We start from the raw sequence: 26925 nt of genomic DNA on the forward strand, positions 1-26925 counted from the left end.
TTGGATTAATTGCAGCAGCCTGGCGCGCAACAGGCGTCGGCGGCTTTGTTGTTTTCGGTGTTGGTAGCTGGCTTCTGCGCAAAAACGGTCACGCTATAGATGCCTCGGTCTTGCTGGCGATATTCGGCAATCTCATCCGCAGACAGGTAGTTTTTCAGCACATCGTCGGGTAGGGATATTTCCCGCTCCTTCTGCACCTGAATGTTAGTAAATCCGGCCTCCTGCACGAGTTGCAAATAGGCGTCCTTTTGGATGGCCCCCGAGACGCAGCCCACATACATTTCCGCGTCTTGCTGCAAGCCTTCGGGCAGCTCGCCTCTCAAGACAATATCGGAAATGCTGAAATGACCGCCCGGCTTCAAAATGCGATGGGTTTCTGAAAAAGCTTTGCGCTTATCCGGCACGAGATTCATCACGCAATTGCTCACCACCACATCAGCCAGATTCTCCGGCAGTGGCATGTCCTCAATGTCACCGTAAACAAACTCAACATTGGTGTAACCCAATGCCTTTGCATTCTTGTGGGCTCGGTCGATCATGGCCGGGGTCATATCCAGACCAATCACACGGCCGGTTTGGCCCGTTTCGGCGCGTGCTACAAAGCAATCATTGCCTGCGCCTGAACCCAGATCCACCACCGTATTGCCCGGCTTTATCTGGGCGAATTGCGTGGGCAGACCACAACCGAGCCCCAAATCAGCATCGGCTACGTAGCCGTTCAGCTCCTGGTAGTCCTGAGCCATGACGATGGGCACATTCGCGTCGATCTCTGGGCCGCAACAGGAGGTTGGCCCACAGCCACAGCCATTGGCGTCCGGTTGTTCAGCAATCGCGCCGTATTTCTGGCGCACGACTTCTTTTATTTGCTCTGCGGTTTTCATATAAATCCTATCGGTTTATTGTATTTTTACGATTATCTTGGACAAAAAAATACCTGCCATTTTAAGCACAGCAGGATACGGAATTGAACGATTCTATCAGGGAACCAAAGGCCTGTCTGGCTTCTTCCCAGACAGGTGGGTTGATGCAGTAACACACGCGTGGTGGGTTGATTTCTCCATGAATGATGCCGATGCGTTTCAGCTCCTTTAAATGCTGGGAAACGGTCGCTTGGGCCAAGTTCAATTCACCGACTAGGTCACCGCAAACGCAGGATTTTTTAGCAATAAGCATTTGCAGGATGGCCACCCTTGCCGGATGCGCAAAAGCTTTCGCTAGATCCGCAATGCGGTTCTGCTCTTCGGTGAATATTTCCGTCTTGGTCACTCCCATACTGCGAAGGTAGTAAATAAAGTTATATCGCAATATTACGATGATTTTTTTAATTTCGTTATTTGGGCTAGTTTCTTCCAGGTAGGTATGGGAACAAAGTAAGTACGGGAGGCCATTATTTCATACCTTTACGGCATGAAACTGTTGCAGATCATTTTGGCGCTTTACGTGTTGGTGCTCTCCGCACTGCCCTGTGAAGCTTTATGCCTGGATGAATCTACTCCAGTGGCTGCTCAAGCTTCGCAACCTGGCTCCGATCACTCGCATGACGAAACCTGCTCGCCATTCTGCCTGTGCGCCACTTGCCCCGGTTTCACCGTTCCCCAAACACCTCAATTGGAGGCGGCTATCACTCAGCGTTCACGTATACCCGTAGCGGTGCTGCCTTTCTACCAGGCTCTGCACACGCTTGATGTGTCAGACAGTATCTGGCAACCCCCACGATTGAGTTAGCACTCTCCTTGTTCGCTCCTGGTCATAATCAGACTGGCTGGGCGGTTATTGCTAACCCAATCACACGATTTTATGAAATTTATTATTGTGTCGCTCTGGCTGACACTCTCCACATTATCTATAGCCTGGGGGCAAGGCAGCCTGCGGGTGACAATTCAAGATGCCCAAACCGGTAAGCCGTTGCCGGGGGCCTCAGCGGTCTTAATGCCTGGCCAAATCGGAACCACAGCAGACACGTCCGGGCGACTGGTGCTGACGGTGCCAACGGCGGGCCGCTATGGGCTGACCTGCTCCTTTGTCGGATACCAAACCCAAACCGACAGCCTGACGCTATCCGGCACGGTGGATTCGCCCCGCGTGGATTCGCTGATGGTGCGGCTGGTGCCCTCCGAAGGCGAAGAACTCGAAGAAGTAGTAGTAACCTCTACCCGCAGCAATCGCAGCATTGATGACATACCCACCCGCATCGAAGCCATTACCGGCGAAGAACTGGAAGAGAAGGCCAATATGCGGCCTGGTGATATTCGCATGCAGCTCAACGAAAGCACCGGGATTCAGGTGCAGCAAACTTCGCCCGTGTCGGCCAATGCCACCATACGCATTCAGGGTTTGGATGGGCGCTACACCCAAATTTTGCAAGACGGTCTGCCGCTCTATTCGGGCTTTGCGGCTGGCTTAAGCATTTTGCAGATTCCTCCGCTAAATCTGCGGCAAGTCGAAGTCATCAAAGGCTCGGCATCCACCCTTTATGGAGGTGGGGCTATTGCAGGCCTGGTCAACCTGATTACCAAGCGGCCTACTGCCGAACGCGAGCTTAGTTTCATGGCCAACGGCACCACGGCCCAAGGCCTCGATCTTAGCGGTTTTTGGGGCCAGAAGTGGAAAAAGATCGGCATCACCCTGTTTGCTGCCCGGAATACACAACGGGAATACGACCCCGGCAAAACCGGCTTTTCGGCCCTGCCGAATTATGAGCGATACACCGTCAATCCTCGGCTTTACTTTTATCTCAACCCCACAGTTACGCTGACGGTGGGAGCAATGGGCAATTGGGAAAACCGCATCGGCGGGGATATGCAAGTGCTGGCCGGTCGCCAGGATGAGCAGCACCGCTATTTCGAGCGCAACCGCTCGGATCGGCTGGCCTCCCAGCTCCAGTTTGACAAACGCTTTGAACGCTCGGTGCTGACCATCAAAAACAGCGTCAGTTTCTTCAAGCGGATTCTCACCCAGCCCGATTATCGTTTTACGGGTCATCAGGTAGCGAGCTTCACCGAAGCCAGTTACACGCACACGGGCGAGCGGTCGGAATGGATTGGCGGGGGTAATCTGTGGACAGAGCAATTTACCGAAGAGGGCACCAGTCAAGGTCGCAACTACCAGTACGTGACGGTGGGCGGCTTTGTGCAAAACAACTACAAGGCCGCGCCCTGGCTGACGTTGGAAGCGGGTCTTCGTGGGGACTACCACAACCGTTTTGGTTTCTTCGCCCTGCCGCGTGTCTCGGTCCTGTTTCGGTTATCAGAAAAGCTCACCTCTCGCTTGGGCGGGGGGCTTGGCTATAAGGCTCCAACGATCTTCACGGAGGAAGCCGAAAGCGTTGCTTTTCGAAATGTGCGGCCGATTGATCCGGCAACCGCGCAACCGGAAACCTCCATTGGCGGCAATTTCGATGTGAATTACCGAACGACGTTGTTTGATGTGCTGGATGTGTCGATCAATCAGCTTTTCTTTTATACCCGGCTTGATCATGCGCTGGTGCTGGATATTCCCGCTATCATTACGCCGGGTGTCGGCACGCCTGGAACATCGCCAGCCGTGTATCAGTTCACCAACGCCAACGGCCCTATTGACAGCCGGGGCCTGGAAACGAACGTGCGCATTGGCTATGAAGCCTTTAAGCTCTATGCGGGGTACAGCCTCGTAGACACACGCCGGAAATACACCGGGGCCGAGTATAATAGCCCGGTTCCGCTTACGGCAAAGCATCGGGTGAACCTGGTCGCAGTGTATGAGCTGGAAGGAAAGTTTCGCCTAGGACTGGAAGCCTACTACAACAGCCGCAAGCCGCTTTCGACCGGAGAATATTCAAGGCCCTACTGGTTGATGGGGGTAATGGGTGAACGGCGATGGGAACGCCTGAGCATTTTCCTTAACTTTGAGAATATACTCAACATCCGCCAGGATCGGTATCAACCGTGGGTGCTGGCTCCGTTGGATCGGCCCTCCTTCCGGGAAGTCTGGGCACCGCTGGAAGGCTTCGTGACCAATGGTGGCATTAAATTATTTCTGTAACCTTGGTGTTAGTAGAATATGGAAACGACCGTGGCCTGGATTGTGGTTTCGGTGCTTTCGATAGTCATTATGCGGGTGCTGGCCGGATGGAAAATTCGCACCGGCACACAGCTCAACTCAGCATCCATTATAGCTGATGGCAAATGCACGATGGTGTGCGTCTAAATTTCGCTGGTGCTGCTGGCTTAATGCGTGCTCTATGAGCTGTTACATCTGCCATATTCTGCCATATATTGATGCGGCCGGTATGCTGGGCCTGGTTTTCCTTTAAAGAAGGGCAGGAGAGTTTTGAGAAATCGAAAGATGCTGCCACCTGCTGCGGTCACTGCTAATTTTATACAGGCAAAAGCGGCGGTTAGTATAGATCAACTAACAGCCGCTTTTCTTTTAAACACCTTTGATTGCAGGAGAACAAACTGCTTTACACCAATGAAAGTTCGGTAACCTAGAAGCTTTCAGAATGGCATTCCAATCATGCGCCCATCGCTCATTTGGGAATAATTTCCACTACCATTCCTTTAGAGATATATCCTTGCTGCGTCCCCCATTGAACTAAATAGTAATCATGATCCGCTTTTAGGATGGTTATGCTCTCGTCAGATCCTAGTAAATGTACAAGGGCTGACCGGTAATCGGCCTGTCGGAATACCGGAGCGAACGGGTACGTGACTACTTGCCGGTTTAGCCAAAAGCTGGTATCTGACCTGGTATCTAAAGAAGCTTGCGAAAAAGCCATCCGGTGAGCGTCTGTTAAAGAAGCTTTGACATCTTCATCCAGTTGGTTGAGCCTCATCATGACAGCCTGGTAAATTTCCGTACGCCTATAATCTTTCGGCTGGCTCTCCAATTGGCGGAGGAACCGATAAAGCTGTTCCTGGAGGGTAGCGTAATCCGGCGCACGGACGACGGATAGGTGAATTAATCGTTTACTCAAAAGCCTAAGTTTTTGCTGAAGGGCCTGAGTATGGTAGTAATGGGAAACAGTACTGCCTGATTCCGTCTGCGACATTCGATTATCGACCAATGATTGGGTCTGTTGTACAGAAGGCCCGTTGAGAAACGGTTGTGCCCAGCCAAATTTACTGTACAGGAGCAACAGGGTCATCACGACAAGCCTGCCAGTCAAGGTTTCCATTGGGATATCCGGTTTATAAGCTTACGGGCTGAAATATACAAAGCTGTTTATCAATTTATTATATTATCTTTCAAATAAATTCTGACAATCCTGTTCTGGTCAGGAGCTCGTTTTTTTCGACTATAGCCAGTTTCCGGGAAATTTTATCCAAGCCTTTATGGAAGGTACTTTGTTAGCCCTCGTAACTAATTTAGACTAGCCTTAAAAAAAATTTAGGTTGTTAATAATAAAGTTATTATTTTTACCAAAATGCTCCCTTAACACGTGAACGCCCTTGGATCCCACCGGCAATCGTTAGCGAGTACACTCCTGGTACTATTTGCCTTGATTGTACTCAATAACATCGTGTTTCGGCACGCCCACCGGCTGCCGGGGGGTACTGTTATTGTTCACGCGCATCCCTATTGTCCCAATCCCAATTGCCCATACCAGCCCAATAATCACTCCCAGCACGAGTTGTGGCTGCTCCATGCCCTCTGCCATACACCCTTTGTAGGGGAAGTCGCGTTCTTCTTTTCGTTTCTTCTCGCAGTCGAAACCCAAACGGGTTTGCCCATCCTGGTAAACCCGGCAGAGGATCTGGCCTGGTACGGGGTAATCAGCCTGCGAGGTCCCCCAATTTCCTGATTTTCAATAGTCTCTCCACCACTATGCGCTTCCTGCCGAAGCGAGCGCTACCTCATTAATCCATTGGGGCATGCCGTTTCCTATTTCTTACCCAAGACAAAAACAACGCTGTTTATGAGCAAACGAACTATACTCTATTGGTTGAGCTTGCTGCTGATCGGAATCATTAGCGCCTGTGATGCCTTTTTGCCGGATGCCCCAGCTGAACACGATGTGCTGGATGGCCCTATCGGGGAGTTGCTTCCGGAACAAAATGCCCGGTTTTTAGCCGGCGATGTCGCCTTCTCCCGCACCTTTACAGCCGCCACCGGTTTAGGACCCATCTTTGTCGCTACCTCCTGCATCAGCTGTCACGCTGGTGATGGCAAAGGCCACCCATTTACCACCCTCACCCGGTTTGGACAAAGCGACGAGCTGGGTAACCAATTCATGAACCAGGGAGGACCTCAATTACAAAACCGGGCCATCCATGGTCATTCACCCGAACAGATCCCGCAGGGGGCTACCTTTTCCAAGTTTATGCCGCCGGCTAACACGGGATTGGGCCTGTTGGCCGCCTTAACGGATGAACAGATACTCGCCAATGCAGATCTGGATGATCGGGATAAGGATGGCATTTCAGGGGTCGCCAACTGGATTGACGCCCCGGTCTTCTTTAAGGCACAAGCCTTGCATAAACCCCAAAAAGGTCTGGGGGCCCAACTCCGCTACGTGGGTCGCTTTGGCAAAAAGGCCGCAGCCATTGATCTGTTGCACCAAACGGTAAATGCCTACAAGCAGGATATGGGCATTACCAGTTTTTTTGATCAGGAAGATCCGATTAACTATGCCCTGGGAGACCAGGGGGGGGATAACGTGGCCGATCCCGAAGTGTCAGCCGCCGAAGTTGCTAATGTGGTATTCTACCTGCGCACGCTTAAAATTCCCGTTCAGCGTACGCCCCATGATGAGGAGGTTGTCGCCGGACAGCAGTTATTTACCACCCTTCAGTGCGCCAAGTGCCATACGCCGGAGTGGAAAACCCAACAGTCGGATTTAAGCGTACTGGCCAACAAAACGTTCCGGCCGTATACCGATTTGCTTCTGCATGACATGGGACCGGGCTTAGATGACGGCTATACTGAAGGGACAGCGAAAACCTCAGAATGGCGTACCCCGCCCTTGTGGGGGTTGGGCCTGTCAAAAGCTTCCCAGGGTGGGCACTATTTCCTGCTACATGACGGACGGGCCCGCTCCATCGAAGAGGCTATCCGCTTACACGGGGGCGAGGCCAGCCGGAGCCGTGAACTATATCAGCAACTAGACGCTGGCCAGCAAGCCAAGCTTCTTAAATTTCTGGAGTCACTGTAACGTTTCTTTAAATCCTACCTGTTTATGTCATCTACCAAAACCATCAATCGGAAAACTTTTTTAGTAACGTGCCGTGCTTCCTGTTTAGGCTTCGTAGGGCTGTCAACGGCTCTTTCCGGCTGTAAGAGCGTGTATTATGCCCAGCAGCCCGTTTTGCAGAATAAAGCCATTCAAATAGCCAGAAAGGAATTTGAAGCGGTATCCAAAAAAGGGGAGGTGACCATTCGCCCCTTTATCCTGGTGGAAATGAAAGGACAGTCGCATCCGATCTATGTATACCGTTTCAACGATACAGAGTATAGCGCCGTGTTGATGAAATGTTCGCACCAGGGTAATGAGCTAAATGCCCATGATGGGTATCTGACCTGTCCGGGCCATGGCAGCGAATTCGATAACCGGGGTAAAGTAACGGAAGGCCCCGCGGAAAAGCCATTGACTACCTTCCGGGTATCGTCCGATCCACAACACATCTATATTCATATCGGCTAACCATGAAACATGTTCTAGTACTCGTGTTGTGGTGGAGCGCATCCGTTGCCCTGGCGCAGACGGATTCCACGGTATTTAACCGGGTGATTAATCCCGATACAAACCGGATTAAACTGAATATGGATGCGACCTATGACCGCCCATTTCTATCCGTGGGCAAACTGCCGGTGTCGGTTGGTGGCTACCTGGAAGCGAATACGCAGTACATGGCCACCGATGGCATTACGGAAGGGCTGTCGTTTCAAATGCGTCGGATGACGTTATTCCTGGCCTCGACGATTAATCGACGCATTAAATTCTTATCCGAACTGGAGTTTGAAGACGGTACCAAGGAGATCAATATCGAGTTTGCGGCCATGGATATTGAACTGCATCCGCTGCTTAATCTGCGGGGGGGGATTGTGATGAACCCAATCGGTTCGTTTAACCAAAACCATGATGGTCCCAAATGGGAGTTTATCGACCGGCCCCTTTCGTCTGTAACTATTATTCCCTCGACGTGGAGTAACGTGGGATTTGGGTTGTACGGAAAATTGTATAAACGTGGCTGGGTATGGGCTTATGAAGCCTATTTGACCAATGGTTTTGACGAACAAATCATCGTCAATGAACAGGGGCGTACCTGGCTGCCGGCCACCAAAGCGAACCGGGATCGGTTTGAAGAAAGCTTTAATGGTGTCCCCCTGGTTACCTTAAAAACAGCGCTGAAACGGCGACGAGTCGGCGAGATTGGCTTATCCTGGATGGGTGGCGTTTATAATAAATTTCAGGACGATGGTTTAATCCTGGACCAGCGTCGGCGGGTCGATGTCTGGGCCGTGGATTTTAATACCACCTTACCGACGGGCACGTTCCTGAACGGCGAATGGGTATGGGCCCGGGTCAATGTACCCGCCACCTTTACCCAGCAATTTGGACGCAGGCAGCAGGGTGGTTGGCTGGATATTGTGCATCCCTTCGTCCGCCGGCCCATACTAGGTTGGAACAATGCGGTCATCAATGCGGCCCTCCGCCTGGAGCGCGTTGATTACAACGTGGGTACCTTCAACGAAACGGGAGGTGCAATCGGCGATGACCTATGGGTCATAGTCCCTGGTATTAGCTTTCGCCCTTCCCCGGTGACGGTTATCCGGGCGAATTACCGGTATCACTGGACAACGGACCTGCTGGGTAATCCTCCGGCCCGCACCGCTGGCTTTCAGTTTGGCTTTTCGACTTATTTCTGAACCAAACCTATCAGGCTCACCGGCCAAAACCGGTGAGCCACTTTCTGGTATGAAGGTATTGCTTTGGGGGGCCTTCTGCCTCCTGCTGACCGGGCCACTCTACGCGCAGGATACGACGCGGAGGGTAGCCCCTACGGCCGCCGATAGCTTGCTGACCGCATTAGTCGACAGTTCAGCCACCACGCAGCCCCTGCTGCCCCAGCGGATGGTATTCACCCAACGGGCTTTTTGGGGTGAAAAGGGCTTGCTCAGGCGGACCGGCCTTGCCCCGTTGACTACTGAAAGTCGGCGGAGAGAATTGACCCTGCGACGCACGATGCTGGTTGGCCATCAGGCACTGGGCTTTGTGACGCTAGCCGGATTTATTGCGCAGGGTATTTTGGGAGCCAACCTCTACCAGGCGGAGGGTGCTCGCTATACACGATTACGGAATGCGCACGAAGCGCTTGGCACGGCGGTCAACATCAGCTACGCTACCACAGCCCTGCTCTCGCTAACGGCTCCGCCCCCGCTGATCGGCGGACGACGGCGCGGGTTTAGCTCCATCAAACTACACAAATACCTGGCCATCGTTCACCTGACGGGCATGATTGCCACCAATATGCTGGCCAGGCAGATCCGGCATAACTACGAGTTGAAGCCCTACCACCGGGCCGCTGCCTACACGACCTTCGGGGCGTTCGCAGCTGCCATGATCGTCATCAAGTTCTAACCTGAGTACTCCCATGACCATTCCTAAACTGGACCTGCATGAAACTCGTGCTTATTCTCAGCCTGGGCCTGCTGGCGACTCAGCCTCGTTGGGGCAGCCTTCCGTCGGCTAACCAGCACTGGTAAGAACAGCCCGTTCTAAGCTACGGTGGCTGAATCAACTCATTCAAAACGCTCAATCGTGGCCCACCTATCACTTCGGTTGGGAAGTACATCAAGCTCGTTTCCGGGGGCAGGAAGTGTTTGTCCTGCATTTATGTCGATGTCGCTACTGTCGGCAACAGCGAGGTTTTCTGCTTTACAACCACCAGGGTGCTTAAAACGATGCCTAAAAGCCGACACCTAAATTGCCTTTCAGCAAATGGCTCCCTGGCATCCGAATGCTTGGCTTGCCGGAGTGACTACGATATGATATAAAGTGAGAGGACAGGAAAAAAATCAGAGTGATCTCAAATAAACTGATAACTTCTCGGACCGTTCCTTTTCAAAACCGCCATTGGTAACTGACCCCTTACGATGTCATTTGTTTATACTTGTTACTTTGGAGAAAGAGGGCATTTCCCCCACCCGATTTTTCTGAAAGCTTGATTCTATTTTTCGGGGTAGGTTGATAACTTGCCCCAGATGATGGCGATACATAGGTGAAATAAAGTCAAATCAGTCCACCTTAATAGGTATCATCAATCATGCGGGTCTTTCTACTTGTCCTTTTTCTTCTGCTAAAGCCGGTAGCATCAATCCGGGCGGAGAGTTCAGCGCCCGAGGGGGGCATTAATTCAATCCAGGGTCGGGTGCTTGACCGCGACGGACTACCCGTCGAAGGCGTAACGGTAACCCTCAGCAGCACCATTCATAAGCGTTCCACCGACGCAAAAGGGTACTTTCAGTTTCAGCATCTGCCCGTCGGCCGTTACACGGTTGCAGTCACGGGAATTGGTCTGCAACCCGTAGTGCAGCCCGCCGACGTGGTAAATAAGCAGATTACGAGTCTAACCCTGACCATTCTGGCCAGTGTGCAGGAATTACATGAAGTAAAGGTTATCGCTGCCAGGGGGCTACCAGCCCGCGACTCGTTGCCCGACGTGGGGCCAACGGCCATTTATGCTGGCAAAAAAACGGAGGTCGTCAACCTTAACGTGGTGGATGCCAACCTGATTACCAACAACAGCCGCCAGGTGTTCAGCAAAACGCCGGGGGTGATGGTCTGGGAAAGCGAAGGCTCCGGGATGCAGGTAGGCGTAGCGGTGCGCGGCTTAAGCCCCAACCGCTCGTGGGAATTCAACGTTCGTCAGAATGGGGTGGACATTAGTTCGGACCCCTTCAGCTACCCCGAAGCGTATTATAATCCACCGATGCTGGCCGTTGAGCGGATCGAGCTGGTACGGGGGGGAGCATCGCTCCAATATGGTCCCCAGTTCGGTGGTTTGCTCAATTACGTGCTTAAAAAACCAGCTACCGACAAAGCGTTCAGTCTGGAATCGCAGCAATCGGTGGGGAGCTACGGTCTGTTTTCCACCTACAATTCGTTGGGTGGCACCGTTGGGCGGCTCCAGTACATGGGGTATATTGATTACCGGCGGGCCGACGGCTGGCGGCAAAACAGCCGGTACAGCATTTTTAACGGCTATGCATCCGTGAGTTACGCCGTAACAAACCGCCTGCGACTGTCGGCCGAGTTGACCCGAAACAGCAATCAGACCCAGCAGGCGGGTGGTCTGACCGACGCGCAGTTTGCTCAGAATGCCCGGCAAAGCCAACGCGGGCGCAACTGGTTCAGTACGCCCTGGACAGTGCCGGTGCTGACCGCCGAGTATGTGGTCGGTGATAGAACCCGGATGACTCTCAACGTGCATGGGCTGCTGGCCGAGCGCAGCAGCATCGGCTTTACGGCGGCCATCACCACGCCCGATGTCCCGAATGCAGCCGGGCAGTTGCCCAATCGCCAGCTTGACCGCGATACCTACCGGAACTGGGGCAGCGAACTCCGGTTCATCACGCAATACACTGCCCAGGGGCGGCAACACGCGCTGTCGACGGGCATAAAGTATTTCAGGGGGAACACCCACCGGCAGCAGCAGGGCCGGGGCGATACGAGATCAGACTATAACCTGACCCTACAAACGGCGGATTTTCCGCGCGACCTGACCCTCCAGACGACCAACATGGCGGCTTTTGCTGAAAATCTGTTCCGGCTTGGTGCACGGTGGACCCTTACACCGGGCGTGCGCATTGAACGGCTCGATAATGCCATTGCCGGGCGCTACAGCGTTGCCGCCAACGGGATTGAAAACGGCGTTAGTCGCAGCCAGCAACGCCTGTTCGCGCTACTCGGCGTGGGTACGGAATACAAGCTGGCTCCCTTCGCTACCTTCTACGGCAATTATTCGCAGGCGTACCGCCCTGTGTTGTTCAGTGATCTGACACCGGCTGCGCTGACCGATTTCGTGATTGATCCCAACCTGTCCGACTCGCGGGGCTTCACCGTGGATGCGGGCCTGCGCGGGAGTTATCGCCGGTTTCTCAATTACGATATTGGCTACTATTACCTCAACTACGCCAACCGCATTGGCACCCTGACGCGCTTAGATGCCTCCAGCCGACCCTTTCAGTACCGGACCAACCTGGGCCAGAGCGTGAGCAAGGGCGTGGAAGCGTATCTGGAAATTGACCTGATGGCGGCCTTATCGAGCCGCTCGAAGGTGGGACACCTGAATTTGTTTACGTCGCTGGGCATTACGGATGCCCGCTACCTGAACCTGCCCACGGCGAGCGTTTCCAACGGTCAATTAGTAGAAGGAAATTTACGGGATAAGCGGGTTGAGCATGCACCCCGGTTTATCGGCCGGTTCGGGGTCACGTATACCTACAAAACCTTTACGTTGACAGCCCTGCTCAACCGCGTGGGCGACGCCTACAGCGATGCCAACAACACCGTAACGCCAACGGCCAACGGCCAAAACGGACTGATTCCCGCCTATCGGGTCGTTGACGTATCCACCTCGCTACGGCTGGCCCGCCGGTATTCCCTGCGGGCGGGGATCAACAACCTGACCGATGCCCGGTATTTTACGCGCCGGGCCGGGGGCTATCCGGGGCCGGGTATTTTGCCCGCCGATGGGCGAAACGCCTATCTGTCGGTGGGGATAAAGTTGTAGGGTGCTGACCGCCAGTTTGTATTGGTGGGAGGGCGTACTACCTTTTGCATAGATTCGCACGATAGATGGACAGCAGGGGCGAAGATGAAGCAATAGAGTACACAGCCAGTCTTCTTTTTAAGAATAGGTAATGGGTTGAAAGTTAAGCCGGACCAGCCGTTTCCAGCGGTACTGCCGCCAGCTATAGAAGCCCAGCGCGAACAGCCAGACCAGCGGAGTCAGCAGGCCCGCCTGGACGCTAACCTGGTCGGTGTAGCGGCAACGGTTGGTATCGACCGGGTTGATGGTAATCCAATGATCCCAGGTACGGGCCAACTGGCCCTGCCCGTTATCCCGTACCCGAAACGAGCCGTCGGTAGCGGGGGTGGGCAGTTCAATCCGAATTAGTTGGCGGCCAAGTGGAATCAGTCCCAGTAAGTTCATCTGGGTTTCATACTCACCTTCCTGCCAGACAGATGGAAAAGGCGTTGAAGGAACAAAGTGAATCAGCGGATAGCCGATGTAGTGGAGTAACGCCGGGCGTTTCACCCGGTCAAAGGCGACCTCGGCTGAAATGGCTAAGTAGGAGGATAGGGTAATGGTCATGGCCTCATTCGTCGGTTATAGCCAGCGTCTGGTTTAGTGTTGATACGCCTGGTAGGCCTGTCCGTGCTGGCCTTCCAGAAACGCCTCTTCCAGACGGACTTGCAGCTGCATCACCACATAGCTGACCCCGAACAAACAAAACGTAACGGCATTGGGCAGCAAAAGAAATAGGCCCCCAATCCCGACCAGCATACCCAGAAAGACGGGGTTACGGGAATAAGCGAAAATGCCGGAGGTGATTAACGGGGTATGGTGCTCGTCGTCAATGCCGATGCGCCACGACTGCTTCATGTGGTACTGGGCGACCATAATCCATACTAGCGACAGCCCCATCAGCCAGATACCTGCTGCGGCTATAAGGGGCCTTTCCAGCCAGGCAATCGGAGATAGCCACCCGTACCAATCCGTAAAGCAGTACACAAGAACCGTTCCCAACAAAAGGCCCAGCAGGACCTTGAAAACCCGTCCCGCGTAATCGTGCGCCGAATCCGTAGCGCCAAATGTCAACGGATTAACGCCGGTCTGCTTCCATACCCGGTAGGTGGGTAGCACCAGGACAATGCCCAGGTAGATGAGAAAAATAAGCCATAAATACGGTTTGATAAACGTTTCCATCGTGTGTAGTGGTGGTGAGCCCGGTGTGTACCGGGCTGGTAGTTAACGATCAATTTTATTGGTCAAACTTCAAATTCTGCACCCGTACGGCGTTTAGGATGGCCAGCAACGCCACGCCTACGTCAGCGAAGACGGCTTCCCACATCGTAGCCAGGCCACCGGCCCCCAACACGAGAACGATAGCTTTGACCACCATCGACAAGGTGATATTCTGCCAGACGATCCGGCGCGTAGCTCGGCCAATCTCGATGGCCATGGCAATCTTGGCTGGTTCGTCGTTTTGAATAATTACATCGGCCGTCTCGATAGTCGCATCGGAACCAAGACCGCCCATCGCCATGCCTACATCGGCCAGGGCGACCACCGGCGCGTCGTTCACCCCGTCACCGACGAAGGCTAGTTTTGCTTTGGGATTGCCTGCCAGTTCGGCTTTGAGCCGCTCGACCTGAGCTACTTTATCTTCAGGCAACTGATCGCCGTACCACTCATCAACGCCCACCTGTCTAGCAACGACGTTCACCACTGCCGCTTTATCACCCGAGAGCATCACCGTGCGAATGCCCTCGGCTTTCAACCGGGCAACGGCCTTTTGGGCATCGGGCTTGGCTTCGTCGGCAATGGTGAAATAGCCCGCAAATTGGCCGTCGATGGCCGTCATTACAATGGTGTAGGGAATCTTGGTCAGGGCTTCGTCGAAGCCTACGTTATACTTGCGAAGCAGCTTGGCATTACCCGCCAGCATGTCTTTTCCGTCGACCCGTCCTTTTAGGCCATGACCGGCTATTTCCTCGATGTTCTCTACGGAGACAGTCTCGTAGCCCTGGCCGTTCACACGGGCATACTCGATCACCGCCGTGGCCACCGGATGGGTCGATTTGCTTTCCAGGGCGGCCGTCAGCCGGGCCAGTTCTTTGGCATCGATGCCGATGGGCTTTACCTCCTGGACCTTGAAGACGCCTTTGGTGAGCGTACCGGTCTTATCCATGACGACCGTCTTTACCTGAGTCATCAGGTCCAGGAAGACCGACCCTTTAAACAGAATACCCTGCCGTGATCCGGCTCCAATCCCCCCAAAATAACCCAGCGGAATCGAGATAACCAGCGCGCAGGGGCAACCGATGACCAGGAATACCAGCCCCCGGTAGAGCCAGTCGGCAAAGCGGTAGTCGGCCACCAGGAAATAGGGCACGACCGTAATCAGCACGGCCAGCAGGCAAATGATGGGCGTGTAGATTCGGGCAAAGCGGGCAATGAACTCCTGGGTCTGGGCTTTGCGGCCCGTGGCCTGCTGCACCAGCTTTAGAATGCGCGACAGCTTGGAATCCTGATAGGGCGTGGTCACATCCATCTCCACCAGCGACTGTCGGTTGATCATACCCGCCAGTACCGCCTCACCTTTCTCAATGGTGCGTGGGATGCTTTCGCCTGTCAGCGCCGCCGTATCGAACGTACCTGTGGCTGATCGCATGGTACCATCCAGGCCCACCTTCTCGCCCGGCTTGATCTGGACCACGTCGCCCACCGCGACCGTGGCGGCCTGAACAGTTCGGGCTTGCCCATTACTGATCACCGTTACTTCATCGGGTCGAACGTCCAACAAGGCTTTGATCGACCGACGTGCCCGCAGCACGGCGGCATCCTGAAACAACTCACCGATGGTGTAAAACAGCATTACGGCCACCCCTTCGGGATATTCCCGAATGGCGAAGGCACCGAGGGTGGCCGCGCCCATCAGGAAAAATTCGGTGAACACGTCTCCCTTCAGAATGTTGCTCCCCGCCCGGCGCAGTACCGGCCATCCCACAGGCAGATAAGCGACTACATACCAGATCGCGCGAAAGGGGTCTGTGAACCAACTCAACTTAAAATAGTCCAGCGCGATACCGGCCAACAACAGAACCAGGCTGATTGCAGCGGGCGCATAGGTACGCCAGGTTTGGAACGGGCCTTCTTTGGGAGCCACCGCAGCGGCCGGGGTGGTGCCCTCTTCAATTAATTCGACATCGTCACCGTGGTTGTGACCGTCGTGGCCACCCTGGATTGAGTTGTGTTCGTCTGCCATAGGAAATTAGAGTTCGATAAAAAAAGTGAAAATGCCCAGGGCAATCAGAATGCCCCCGGTAATGCGTTTCTCATGATGGTCGAGCCAGTGCCAGTTGAGGCGGGCCAACCCCCGGTAGGAAAGAGCCGTCAACCCGACCATGCAGGCGATGGTGACGACGGTATAGGCTACGGCCAGCATGGTGATAGCGGGCCAGCCCAGTGTGCCAGCGGTGAAGAAGAACGTTTCAATCTCCAGGCAGGGCGAGAACAGCATAGTTACTGACAGAGTGGTAATGATGGTTGCCTTTGAACGGCCTGCCAGTCCCCTGGGTACATGTTCGTGGGGGCGGTCCGGCGATCCGGCGTTGGCATCGTGCATGGCGAAGTAAATCAGCCCCATAAATACCAGCAGCAATGACGCCACCAGCCGGGTCTGCGCTTCCAGCCGCACGGATACCTCCATGCCGATGGCGCCGATGGCAACACCCAGCACCACGGTACTCAGTGTGTGAAAAAAGCCGCTCAGGGCCACTACGCCTACCGTCTCGCGCTGCGACCAGCCTTCACTACGCCCCAGTAACGCCACAGGTAACCAATGATTAGGAATGGCGGCATGCACCGCTCCCAGTAATATGCTACCGACAATCAGGTTCCAAAGCATACTAAACGTCGTTTCATAACTATCCCTTACTTACCACCATTATTGGAAGATTGTTACCCTGGAACCATGCCCCAAGCACCTTAATGTCCATGTCCTTCCTCCTCCCCACTGGATACATTCAGTTGCGATAATACCGCGTAGGCACCCTTCACCACCACCCGCGTGTTCTCCGGGTTGAAGCCGGTAGGAAGCACGACCTGGGAGAACCCCTCTTCAGTTACCCCCCGGCGCACTTCCACCCGCCGAAACGTGATGGCTGCCTGCCCAGCCTGGTGAGGCCCAGCCTGGTGAGGCCCAGCCTGGTGAGGCCCAGCCTGGTGAGGCCCAGCCTGAGCGCGCTCCCCCCCGCCTGACGGGTGATCTAAGTCCGTTGAAGGCGTTTCGGCTTCTCCTTCGGCATGTTCAGGGCCACCGGGTATTTTCTCCTCCGTTTGGATAAAGATGTAGTCCTTGCCTTCCGCCGAAACGATGGCACCTTCCGGCAGAGCCGTTAGCCGGCTATCGCCCAGATCTAAGCTGGCCTTCAAAAAGGTATTGGGGACCAGTCGGCCGTCAGGCTGGTCAAGCCGGGCTACCACCCGCACCGACCGATCGGCGTCAATCGCCCGATTAATGTAGGTAATCCGGCCAGTGCGTTCTTTTCCGGCTTCGTTGGTGAGCCGGATGGTGACGCGCTGCCCTTCCTCAATTTTGGGAAGATCTTTCTCGAATACCGTCAGTTCGGCGTATAACCCCTGGTTACTGGTGACCTGGGCAATCACGTCGGCGGGCTGCACGTATTGCCCGGCAGTAGCCGGCACGTTGGTTACCACCCCGGAGACCGGAGCGGTAACGGCATAATTCGCGCTGAACCGGCCATTCAGGGCTGCCTGGGGCGAGAGGCCCACCAGTTGTATGCGCTTAGCCAACCCCGCTACGCGGGCCCGGGTGCCGTTCAGATCGGCGGTCGTTTGCTGTAAAACCTTCAGCGCACTGACATTCTCGCGGCTAAGTTCCTGCTGCCGGGCGAACTCCGTTTCCAGATAGGTAAGTCGACTGCGGTTTTCAGCATAGTCCTGTTGCAACTGAATCAGGTCCGGGTTCTCAATGCGGGCCAGCAGTTGCCCTTTACGCACCGGCTGGCCCGGTAGTAAGGGCAGACTGCGCACAAAACCGCCCTGCAAGGCCGTTATATTGACCTGACTTTGGGCGGGTACGGCCAGCCGCCCATTCACCTGAAGCCTGGGGGATAGGTTCCGGTATTCGACCTGCCCCAGTTCGACCCCACCGATGCGGAGTTGATCGGGAGTTAGTTCAACCAGGTCTACTGGTGCTTCTTCATGTGCCTCGGCGGTCTGGGTTGTTTTGGCCGCTGCCGGACCGGTACCCTCGGTGGTCGTATCTGCCTGCGGCTGGCAGGCGGCCAGACTGAGCAGTAATACACTGAATAATAGGTTCGTTCTCATAAAAGATGCGGATATAACACTTAGGGTATGCCTACGATTTGTTCCAGGTCAATAACGGCCTGATTGTATTGGTGGATGGCATCCAGGTAGGCCATACGGGTCTGGTACGCCCGGGTTAGGGCCTGTGAGTATTCCAGGTAGTTCACCTCCCCGGCGCGAAAGGCTTTTCGGGCTCCTTCTGCCAGGCGCTGAGCCACCGGCAGACCCGTCTGCTCAAAGTACAGCAGGCTGGCCTGCTGCTGACGAATCACCTGAACAGCAGTCGATAACTCCCCCTGCACATTGCGTTGACTCAACGCCAGCTGCGCTTCGCCCAGCTGCTGTCCCAGGTGAGCCGATTCAATCCGGGCTCGCTGAGCCTTTTGAAATACGGGAATAGACACGCCAAGCTGCACACCCTGAAATCGCTTCCCTCCGCCGAAAAAAACATCCTGACCGTCTACCCGCTGTGTACCAATAAGCGACTGGTTAAAGTAACCCACGGAGAAATCAGGCCGCAGCCGGGCCCGCTCAACGGCAATCTGCCGGGCAGCCACGTCGATCTGCCCCCGCAGCAGGGCCAGGGCAGGAGTCTGAGCCAGGACTGAATCGGCCAGCGGGGGAATGGGCCGGCGCGTCAGCACACTATCTGTCAGGGTGAGCGCCTGACTGGTATTGAGCAGGGTTTGCAACTGCGCCAAGGCAATCTGCCGGTCTGCCTGGGTAATGGCCAACTGATTGCGGATCTCGCCTACTAAGTTTTCCGCCGTAGCCACTTCGAGCGCCGTGCCTTCACCCGTGCGCTGGCGCACTTCGGTAGCCCGCCGAAACTCGACCAGGAGGCTGTCCTGCCGGCGCAGGAGACGGAGCCGCTCGCCCACGTACGTGAGGGTATAATACACCCGCTTCACCTGCGTTCGCAGCTCATGACGAGTCATGGTGGCCTGCAACTCGCTGCTGCGGATGGACGCATCGGCCAGGTTTTCGAGCCGCTTGATCAACCGGAAGTTGGGAATACCCTGGGTGAGCGTAACATTGTTGTCCCAGTTCACGGAATTATATTGCCCCGAGATAAGCGACAGGTCGGTCCGGCCAATTTCGCGGGCGGTGCGCCGGTTCGTGCGCTGAATGGCAATGTTCAGACTGCTCACCTGGCTGGAGCCATGGTTCGTCACGGCCTGATTGATGGCGGCCTCCAGCGTCAGCGGAGCTGGGCTGGGAAGCCCTGCCTGCCCGTTGGCTCCATTACTGCTTAGTAGACCGGCCACCAGCAGCCACCCGGCCACCTTTCCTGCCCGATCCGGTTTGGCACCCGAATCGGACCCATCGGCAGGTTGACGGCCGAAGTTCGTTTGTTCCCACCAGTACAGGCAGGGGAGCACCAGCAGGGTCAGCAGCGTGGCCGATATCAGTCCCCCGATAACGACCGTCGCTAGGGGTCGCTGCACCTCGGCACCGGCCGAGGTGGCCAGCGCCATGGGCAAAAAACCCAACGAAGCCACCAGGGCCGTCATCATCACGGGACGGAGCCGGGTCGCGGTGCCCTGTAGAATCCGCTCCCGTAAATCCAGACCGGATTCCACTTTAAGGTGGTTAAACTCACCGATCAGCACGATACCATTCAATACTGCTACGCCAAATAGTGCGATGAAGCCCACGCCCGCCGAAATGCTAAAGGGCATATCCCGCAGCCACAGGGCGAAAACACCCCCAATCGCCGACAGGGGAATAGCCGAAAAAATCAGCAGGCTCTGGCGCACCGAGCGGAAGGTAAAAAACAAGAGCAGAAAGATGAGGCCTAATGCCACCGGGACGGCAATGCTCAGCCGGTCTTTGGCTTCTTTCAAGTTCTGGAACTGGCCACCATAGGTGACGTAGTAGCCCGCCGGCAGGTTGATCTGGGCATCGATTTTCTCCTGCAACTCCCGCACGACGCTTTCCACATCCCGGCCCCGCACGTTAAAGGCTACAATGATGCGCCGTTGCGCGTCCTCGCGCTGCACCTGATTGATGCTGTTCTGAAACGATACATCGGCGATTTGACTCAGGGGTACCATCTGTCCGTGCTCGGCTGGATTGTCCACGGTGGTGATCAGCAGGTTCTGCACATCCTCCAGCCGCTGTCGGCTCTGGGCCTGCAGGCGCACCACCAGTTCATACCGCCGTTCGCCTTCGTACACCAGACCGGCCGAAGCACCGGCAAAAGCCGCCTGTAAATAGCGGTTGGCGTCTTCAATGGATAAACCAAAGCGGGCCAGGGCATCCCGGTTGAACTGAACCACAATCTGGGGTAGTCCCGACACCTGCTCGACGTAGAGGTCTTCCGCCCCCGGCACGGTGGCAACTACCCGTCCAATGCGGGCGGCATAATCGCCCAGCACACCGAGGTCTTCGCCGTAGAGCTTGACAGCGACATCCTGCTTAACGCCCGAGATCAACTCGCTGAACCGCATCTGAATGGGTTGAAGAAAGCCGAAGCTGACCCCGGGAATCTGCTGAAGCTTGGCCTGCATCTTTTCGGCCAGATCCTCGCGGCTCTTCGCCGACGTCCACTCGTGGCGATCCTTGAGAATCACCATCAGGTCAGTGGCCTCCAGGGGCATGGGGTCGGTGGGTATCTCACTGGCACCCGTTTTACCGATGGTTTCAATGACTTCGGGAAAGTTTGCCTTGAGTATGCGGCCCGCCTGCAGTGAGGCATCGGTGGATTGGGATAAGGACGAGCCGGTCATCACCCGGGTCTCGACGGCGAAGTCGCCTTCGTCCAGTTGCGGGATGAACTCGCCACCCAGGCGGCTGAAAAGCAATAGGGCCAGGGCAAACAGACCCACGGAAAAGCCCACTACGAAGCCCTTACGCTGTAGGGTCCAGCGAATGGCCGGGTCGTAAAGCCGGTGGAAGAAGGCCATGATGCGGTCCGAGATAGTTCGGGTGCCCTCCCGCACCGGCTTCTTACTCAACAGCAGTGCGGAAGCCATCGGTACATAGGTAAGTGAAAGAATAAAGGCCCCCAGAATAGCGAAAGCAACGGTCTGGGCCATGGGTCGGAACATCTTGCCTTCAATGCCCACTAAGGCCAGAATCGGCAGGTACACAATCAGGATAATGATTTCGCCGAAGGCGGCCGAAGAACGGATCCGGCTGGCGGATTCATAGACCTCCTCATCCATTTGGGCCTGGGTAAGCCGGTGGCGGAAGTTTTTCAGGGCGATATGGTGGAGGGTAGCTTCCACAATGATGACCGCCCCGTCCACAATGAGGCCGAAATCAATGGCCCCCAGGCTCATCAGGTTGCCTGACACGCCGAAGAGGTTCATCATGGATACCGCAAACAGCATGGACAAGGGGATCACCGAGGCCACGACCAGGCCCGCCCGCCAGTTTCCCAGCAGCAGCACCAAAACGAAAATAACAATCAGAGCCCCTTCAACCAGGTTCCTTTCTACGGTACCGATGGCCCGGTTGACCAGCTTGGTCCGGTCCAGGAAGGCATGAATTTCTACGCCCTGGGGCAGGGACTTTTTAATCTGCGCAATGCGTTGCTTGACATGACCGATCACCTCGGAGGAGTTTTCCCCCTTCAGCATCATAACGATGCCGCCGACAACTTCGCCTTCACCGTTACGGGTCATGGCTCCGTAGCGCACGGCACTACCAAACTGCACGGTGGCCACGTCCCGGACCAGTACGGGAATCCCCTCCTCGGTCCGGTGCACGACGATCTTGCCGATGTCACCGAGGGAACTGACCAGTCCTTCGGAGCGGATAAAATAAGCGTTGGGTCGGCGGTCGATGTAGGCTCCGCCGGTATTCTGGTTATTCTTTTCCAGCGCGGTGAACAGCTCGTCCATGGTGACGCCAGCGGCTTGCAGGCGCTGGGGATCCACGGCTACTTCGTATTGTTTCAGGTAGCCGCCAAAGCTGCTGACATCGGCCACTCCGGGGGTTCCCAGGAGTTGTCGGCGAACGATCCAGTCCTGAATGGAGCGCAGCTCCATGGCCGGGTAGCGTTGCTGATAGCTAGCTTTAGGCTGGATGATGTATTGGTAGATCTCACCCAAACCCGTGGTGACCGGGGCCAATTCGGGGTCACCCGCCTGGGCTGGAATCTGGGAACGGGCCTGCTGCAACCGCTCAAACACCTGCTGGCGGGCTAAGTAAATATCTACCCTATCTTCCAGGACAATGGTAACTACCGATAAGCCAAAGCGGGAAATGGAACGTACTTCAACCAGGTCCGGAATGGTGGCCATGGCCTGCTCGATGGGAAAACTGATAAGCCGTTCCACATCCAGCGCCGACAGGGCCGGACTTTGGGTAATGACCTGCACCTGGTTATTGGTGATGTCGGGCAAGGCATCAATGGGTAATCGACTTAACGAGTAACCTCCCCAGATGATGAGCCCCAGGGTTAAAATACCAATGATAAGTTTGTTTTGTATGGAATAACGAATGAGGGAATCCAACATAGGATAGTGAGACTAAGACTAACAAAAGGAATACGTGTGCTGCGCATCTGCAACAAGGTTGCAGGGTATGGTTGGGGCACACTACACCCGTCTTAGGCTAACTGAGGTGGCTGCCAGGTAGACAGCGCAGGGGAAGGAAACTGGAGCAGCGGTCCGGCAAAGCGAGTTCCGTCAGCAGGGAGCTGATGAACCGGCTGGAAGCTGAATACTGGAGGCGTATCAAGGACAGTCCCGCAACAGACACACCCGCAAAAAGGAGAACATAAATCACTGGTGGCCTGACCCTCATGCTGGTGATGATCGGCCGCTACAGTAGATACCTTACCCACTGAACGCAGCTGCAGGCAACCGTCGGTGCAGGGCAGCACCGAGAGCAGCAGCATGTACACGCTTAGAAACAGGTAGGTCCACGATTTCATACGGCAAAGATACGGGTTTACTTAATGCAACAGGTAGTCAAAAGCAAGTGGGTCTGCCAGGGGCCTAAAAATTCCCTTGCTGCCAGTGTCTTGACCTAAAATAAGTGTTCCCTCTACAAAAACAGATGGAACAGGTGTTTACCTCATTCATGAGCTTTAAGATTTGTTTTTAGAAGCTGGGCATTCAGCGCCACAATGACGGTGCTGGCGCTCATGAGCACCGCGCCCAAAGCCGGGCTCAAGACAAAATTGGGATACAGTACGCCGGCCGCCAGCGGAATGGCCACCACATTGTAACCGGTAGCCCAGAGTAAGTTCTGAATCATTTTGCGGTAAGTGGCCCTACCGAACTCTACCAGGTTGGTAATGTCGGTCGGTTTGCTGTTAACCAGAATAATATCCGCCGTTTCGGCGGCAACATCCGTGCCCGAACCGACGGCAATGCCCACATTAGCCTGGGCCAGGGCAGGTGCGTCATTCACCCCGTCACCCGTCATGGCCACAAACGCCCCCTGGCGTTGCAACTCCTTTACCACGCTTACTTTCTGATCGGGTAGCACTTCGGCGTAGACGCCGTCCAGACCTAGTTCCCTGGCTACGGCATCGGCAACCTTCTGGTTATCGCCGGTAGCCATGAATACCTTAATGCCGGATTGCTGCAAGCGCTGCACCGCTTCTTTCGAATCTTCGCGGATTTTATCGGCCAGCGCTATAAACCCTGCCAGTTGGTCGTTCATTAAGACAAACACCACTGTTTCGGCACCGCTGCTGAACGCATCCGGCGGGGTGGGAATACCTTTCTCTTTTAGATACCCTGGACTAACAACGAGTACCCGCTGGCCATCAACCGTAGCCGATACGCCTTTGCCGGTAATCGATTGGAAGTCGCTGATAGCCGGTAAATCCAAGTCGCGTTTTTTGGCTTCACGGACGATACCCTGCGCAATGGGGTGCTGCGATTGCTGCTCTAAGGCAGCCACAATACGGAGAAAGGTATTCTCGTCAGATTGTTTTGATAATACACGGATGCGGGTAACGCCAAATTCCCCTTCGGTCAGTGTACCCGTTTTATCAAAGACCATCGCTGTTATTTTTCGGGCCTCCTCAAACGCAGTACGGTTACGGATTAAAAGCCCTTTCTGGGCTGCAATGGCGGTGGATATGGCGACGACGAGCGGAATGGCTACGCCTAAGGCATGGGGGCAGGAGGTAACCATCACCGTTACCATGCGTTCAACAGCGAAGGAAACCTCCTGGCCACTCCAAAGCCACGCTACCAAAGTGATAAGGCCCACCGACAGCGAGAGAAGGGTCAGCCAACCGGCCGCCCGGTCCGCGAGTGTTTGCGTCTGCGATTTGGCATTCTGAGCCTCCTGCACCATTTTTACTACTTTGTTCAGGTAGCTGTCCTGTCCTTTGTGCGTGACCCGAATCGTCAGCGATCCCTCCCCATTTACCGCACCGGCAATGACGGGATCTTTTGCACCTTTCTGCACGGGCACGCTCTCACCCGTCAGCATGCTTTCATTCACGGCACTATCACCCTCTACTACTTCCCCATCGGTAGGAATCCGCTCGCCGGGTCGGACCAGCACCAGGTCGCCTGGATTCAGGCTTTCAACTTTTACATCGACAAGTTTACTGCCTTCTACTTTATGGGCGTCTGCCGGCAGCATCTGCACGATGAGTTCGAGCGAGCGCGACGCGCCGGCGACCGATTTCATTTCCAGATAGTGGCCTAACAGCATAATATCGATTAGGGTGGCCTGTTCCCAGAAAAAGTCCATACCCTGTAGCCAGCCAACGGATACGGCAACACTATAGACATACGCAGCGGTGATGGCTACCGCGACCAGCGTCATCATACCCGGTTGACGCGTACGCAGTTCACCGGCCATTCCGGTCAAAAATGGCCATCCGCCATATACATAAATAATGCTGGCTAATACGACAACGATAGGTTCACGGTAAGGGAAATCCAGGTGATATCCCATAAGATCCTGGAACATCATGGATAGAGCAATGACCGGCACCGATAAAACCAGACATACCCAGAAACGACGCAAAAAATCTTTAATCATGGCTTCGTGGTCGTGACCACTGTGCCCGTCGTGTCCACCTGAACCGTGTTTCATGTTGCCGTGATCCATCTGGCTATGGTCCATTCCGGTACCACCCCGGTGCTGGGTATGATCCATAATGCCGCTGTGTCCATCGTGGCCAATGTGTTGCTGGGCCTGTTGTTCGGCAGGTGGTTCTTTGGTTTGTTGCGCCGTGGCATGGGGTTTGCTCATGGGAGTCCCCCTGTTTTCAATAGGATGATGGCTATGGTGGGAGTCACCAGGCTGCTGGATGGGACCGGATGTACCCATCGTACTCTGGTGGGAATGATCGCTATGGGAATAACCACCTTGTGTTGGATGGGCATCCGGTCCAGTTTCCATAATATGGAAGTTGCCAACAGTAGAAACCAACTGCTGTAGCTGGTCTACCGAGGGATGCTCCTCAACGGTAATTGTGGCCTGGGGCGGTTGTAGGGTCACCTGAGCATCCTGCACAGCGGGAAGCGTTAATAAAGCCCGTTTGATTTGTTCGGCTTGTTCCACAGTGGTTAGGCCGTGAAGCATATACTGGTGTTGATGTCTCATATATCCGGGTGGCAGAACGTTTTTCTTTTCGCTAAATAACTCGTTATCAGTCACACCGGCTTTACAAGATTTCCTAGTAGAGTTGCAAAATTTCTATAATTCTCTGGTTAGGCCCCGGATCAAAGGATTTATCAATTACATGCATTAAGGAGTAAAGGGGAAACTGCTGCAAGGGAAAGCCCAAACATCACCTAGTCCCAGGTGATGTTTGGGCTTTAGAAACTGTTCTTACCTCAGGCGGCCATGCTCATCATCCGACGACATTCCTCGGCGCACCGGCGGCATGCTTCGGCGCACATCCGGCAGTGATCATGGTGGTCGGCATGCTGCTCACACTCCTGGGCACAAGCCTCACAAAGGTCAGCGCACAGCTGACATACCTGCGCGGCAAACGCACTGTTACTAGCCATAAAAGTCACGGCCGTATAGCAGATTTTCGCGCAGTCCTTGTCGAGCTTGATACAGCGGGCCATCATCTGCACATCTGACTCCTGAAGGCAGGCATCCGCGCAATGATCACAGGCAACTGCACAGGCAATGCAGGCCTCAATACAAGATTGAAATTTTTCGTGTGCCATAAGACTGAATCAGTTTGGTTTACCTCCTTACTAACCCCCAGAGGACCCGATGGTTAGGCACTCCGGTCCTCTCCCTCATATTTCGGCGCTTTTCTAAAAATTTTGTAAATCCTGCACCGAATCCTGTAATTTAATTGTGCGGGAAACCTACTATGTTTGTCCCGTGAAGGATTCTCCCATGAAACTGGCCTTTTATCAGCGATTTGTCTGTTTGCTCCTGGCGGCGCTGGTGCTGCTGGGTAGCGCCGGTCATGTCGTGGTGGAGCATTGGTGCCAGATGAAAGGCAAATCCTTCGAGTTGCTTTTGAATAGTAAGGATTGCCAGAAACATTGCTCCGACAGCCCTAAGGCCCACTTACCCGGTCCTCAGGTTTACAAGACCCCCTGTTGTAAAGATGTTCAGCATTTCGAACGCCTGGATACTCAAAGTCAGGCGTGGGCCAATGGCTATCAAGTGACACCAGCGGTGACTGACTTGTGGCCAGTTGAGCCTTTACAATGGTTATTGGCCTCTCTCTTTTCTCCTGCCCGTACCCCGACACGCTGGCTGTCGGCTGACGATCCGCTGGTCCGTACTGGTCGTTTCCGATTAACCCAACACTGCACCTGGCTCATTTGAGTCAGGAAGGCTTCCTATTGGCTTCTCCCGGCAGTCACTGGCCGGATTTCCTGCCTGTGTAAAGCACATTTGTTCCTTGTCGGTCGGCGTTTCACCCGGCCTGGATTCGTGTTCCGTTACAACTAACAGCTTTCTTCCAATTATTTCTTAT

General features: G+C 54.8%; 22 protein-coding genes. 9 read left to right on the forward strand and 13 right to left on the reverse strand.

The window, feature by feature from the left end; translation table 11 throughout:
• Window positions 1–5 precede the first annotated feature (5 nt).
• On the reverse strand, window positions 6–881 hold the full coding sequence (locus ABD949_RS22660; protein ID WP_345247288.1) for an arsenite methyltransferase: 876 nt from the start codon (window positions 879–881) through the stop codon (window positions 6–8).
• A gap of 61 nt (window positions 882–942) precedes the next feature.
• Window positions 943–1272 carry an ArsR/SmtB family transcription factor gene (locus ABD949_RS22665; RefSeq protein ID WP_345247289.1) on the reverse strand — a complete coding sequence of 110 codons (330 nt, stop codon included), beginning with the start codon at window positions 1270–1272 and terminating at the stop codon, window positions 943–945.
• A 135-nt stretch (window positions 1273–1407) separates the two neighbouring features.
• On the opposite strand from ABD949_RS22665, the gene ABD949_RS30860 reads away from it, so the two are divergent.
• The 3 genes from ABD949_RS30860 to ABD949_RS22675 all read left to right on the forward strand — a co-directional run bounded on the left by ABD949_RS30860 (window position 1408) and on the right by ABD949_RS22675 (window position 4185).
• Complete coding sequence (locus tag ABD949_RS30860) at window positions 1408–1725, forward strand: DUF6660 family protein (RefSeq protein WP_425576796.1); 318 nt, start codon at window positions 1408–1410, stop codon at window positions 1723–1725.
• A gap of 72 nt (window positions 1726–1797) precedes the next feature.
• Window positions 1798–4020, forward strand: coding sequence for a TonB-dependent receptor (locus ABD949_RS22670; RefSeq protein ID WP_345247290.1), 2223 nt, complete (start codon window positions 1798–1800; stop codon window positions 4018–4020).
• A gap of 18 nt (window positions 4021–4038) precedes the next feature.
• Complete coding sequence (locus tag ABD949_RS22675; protein ID WP_345247291.1) at window positions 4039–4185, forward strand: hypothetical protein; 147 nt, start codon at window positions 4039–4041, stop codon at window positions 4183–4185.
• Window positions 4186–4507: 322 nt separating this feature from the next.
• Here the strand turns inward: ABD949_RS22675 and ABD949_RS22680 are convergent, their stop codons facing one another.
• The gene (locus ABD949_RS22680; RefSeq protein ID WP_345247292.1) at window positions 4508–5155 is read right to left on the reverse strand and encodes a hypothetical protein; all 648 of its coding nucleotides are present in this window, start codon (window positions 5153–5155) and stop codon (window positions 4508–4510) included.
• A 315-nt stretch (window positions 5156–5470) separates the two neighbouring features.
• Window positions 5471–5698, reverse strand: coding sequence for a hypothetical protein (locus ABD949_RS22685; RefSeq protein ID WP_345247293.1), 228 nt, complete (start codon window positions 5696–5698; stop codon window positions 5471–5473).
• Between the two features lie 198 nt (window positions 5699–5896).
• Here ABD949_RS22685 and ABD949_RS22690 point away from each other — a divergent pair, with 198 nt between their 5' ends.
• The 5 genes from ABD949_RS22690 (at window position 5897) to ABD949_RS22710 (ending at window position 12713) form a co-directional block, all read left to right on the forward strand.
• On the forward strand, window positions 5897–7132 hold the full coding sequence (locus ABD949_RS22690) for a di-heme oxidoredictase family protein (protein ID WP_345247295.1): 1236 nt from the start codon (window positions 5897–5899) through the stop codon (window positions 7130–7132).
• A gap of 24 nt (window positions 7133–7156) precedes the next feature.
• On the forward strand, window positions 7157–7621 hold the full coding sequence (locus tag ABD949_RS22695; protein WP_345247297.1) for a QcrA and Rieske domain-containing protein: 465 nt from the start codon (window positions 7157–7159) through the stop codon (window positions 7619–7621).
• A gap of 2 nt (window positions 7622–7623) precedes the next feature.
• The gene (locus ABD949_RS22700; RefSeq protein ID WP_345247298.1) at window positions 7624–8847 is read left to right on the forward strand and encodes a hypothetical protein; all 1224 of its coding nucleotides are present in this window, start codon (window positions 7624–7626) and stop codon (window positions 8845–8847) included.
• Between the two features lie 49 nt (window positions 8848–8896).
• Entirely contained in the window at window positions 8897–9559 is a 663-nt protein-coding gene (locus ABD949_RS22705; RefSeq protein WP_345247299.1) for a hypothetical protein, read from the forward strand.
• A 685-nt stretch (window positions 9560–10244) separates the two neighbouring features.
• Window positions 10245–12713: a TonB-dependent receptor domain-containing protein gene (locus ABD949_RS22710; RefSeq protein WP_345247300.1), complete on the forward strand. Its 2469-nt coding sequence runs from the start codon at window positions 10245–10247 to the stop codon at window positions 12711–12713.
• Between the two features lie 117 nt (window positions 12714–12830).
• Here the strand turns inward: ABD949_RS22710 and ABD949_RS22715 are convergent, their stop codons facing one another.
• The 9 genes from ABD949_RS22715 to ABD949_RS30900 all read right to left on the reverse strand — a co-directional run bounded on the left by ABD949_RS22715 (window position 12831) and on the right by ABD949_RS30900 (window position 26155).
• Window positions 12831–13298 (reverse strand): hypothetical protein, encoded by a 468-nt coding sequence (locus ABD949_RS22715; protein ID WP_345247302.1) that lies wholly within the window; start codon window positions 13296–13298, stop codon window positions 12831–12833.
• A gap of 33 nt (window positions 13299–13331) precedes the next feature.
• Window positions 13332–13913: a methyltransferase family protein gene (locus tag ABD949_RS22720; protein ID WP_345247303.1), complete on the reverse strand. Its 582-nt coding sequence runs from the start codon at window positions 13911–13913 to the stop codon at window positions 13332–13334.
• Window positions 13914–13968: 55 nt separating this feature from the next.
• The gene (locus tag ABD949_RS22725) at window positions 13969–15975 is read right to left on the reverse strand and encodes a heavy metal translocating P-type ATPase (protein WP_345247304.1); all 2007 of its coding nucleotides are present in this window, start codon (window positions 15973–15975) and stop codon (window positions 13969–13971) included.
• Between the two features lie 6 nt (window positions 15976–15981).
• Complete coding sequence (locus ABD949_RS22730; protein WP_345247305.1) at window positions 15982–16617, reverse strand: hypothetical protein; 636 nt, start codon at window positions 16615–16617, stop codon at window positions 15982–15984.
• A gap of 80 nt (window positions 16618–16697) precedes the next feature.
• Window positions 16698–18062, reverse strand: coding sequence for an efflux RND transporter periplasmic adaptor subunit (locus ABD949_RS22735; RefSeq protein WP_345247306.1), 1365 nt, complete (start codon window positions 18060–18062; stop codon window positions 16698–16700).
• A 20-nt stretch (window positions 18063–18082) separates the two neighbouring features.
• On the reverse strand, window positions 18083–22510 hold the full coding sequence (locus ABD949_RS22740; protein WP_345247307.1) for a CusA/CzcA family heavy metal efflux RND transporter: 4428 nt from the start codon (window positions 22508–22510) through the stop codon (window positions 18083–18085).
• Between the two features lie 92 nt (window positions 22511–22602).
• Complete coding sequence (locus ABD949_RS22745) at window positions 22603–22929, reverse strand: DUF6660 family protein (protein ID WP_345247308.1); 327 nt, start codon at window positions 22927–22929, stop codon at window positions 22603–22605.
• A 143-nt stretch (window positions 22930–23072) separates the two neighbouring features.
• Window positions 23073–25223 (reverse strand): heavy metal translocating P-type ATPase, encoded by a 2151-nt coding sequence (locus ABD949_RS22750; protein WP_425576798.1) that lies wholly within the window; start codon window positions 25221–25223, stop codon window positions 23073–23075.
• Window positions 25224–25810: 587 nt separating this feature from the next.
• On the reverse strand, window positions 25811–26155 hold the full coding sequence (locus ABD949_RS30900) for a four-helix bundle copper-binding protein (RefSeq protein WP_486348249.1): 345 nt from the start codon (window positions 26153–26155) through the stop codon (window positions 25811–25813).
• Window positions 26156–26318: 163 nt separating this feature from the next.
• On the opposite strand from ABD949_RS30900, the gene ABD949_RS22760 reads away from it, so the two are divergent.
• Window positions 26319–26774, forward strand: a complete 456-nt coding sequence (locus tag ABD949_RS22760; RefSeq protein ID WP_345247310.1) for an HYC_CC_PP family protein — start codon at window positions 26319–26321, stop codon at window positions 26772–26774.
• The last annotated feature ends 151 nt before the right edge of the window (window positions 26775–26925 follow it).

This window comes from Nibrella saemangeumensis, assembly GCF_039541915.1.
Classification (GTDB): domain Bacteria; phylum Bacteroidota; class Bacteroidia; order Cytophagales; family Spirosomataceae; genus Nibrella; species Nibrella saemangeumensis.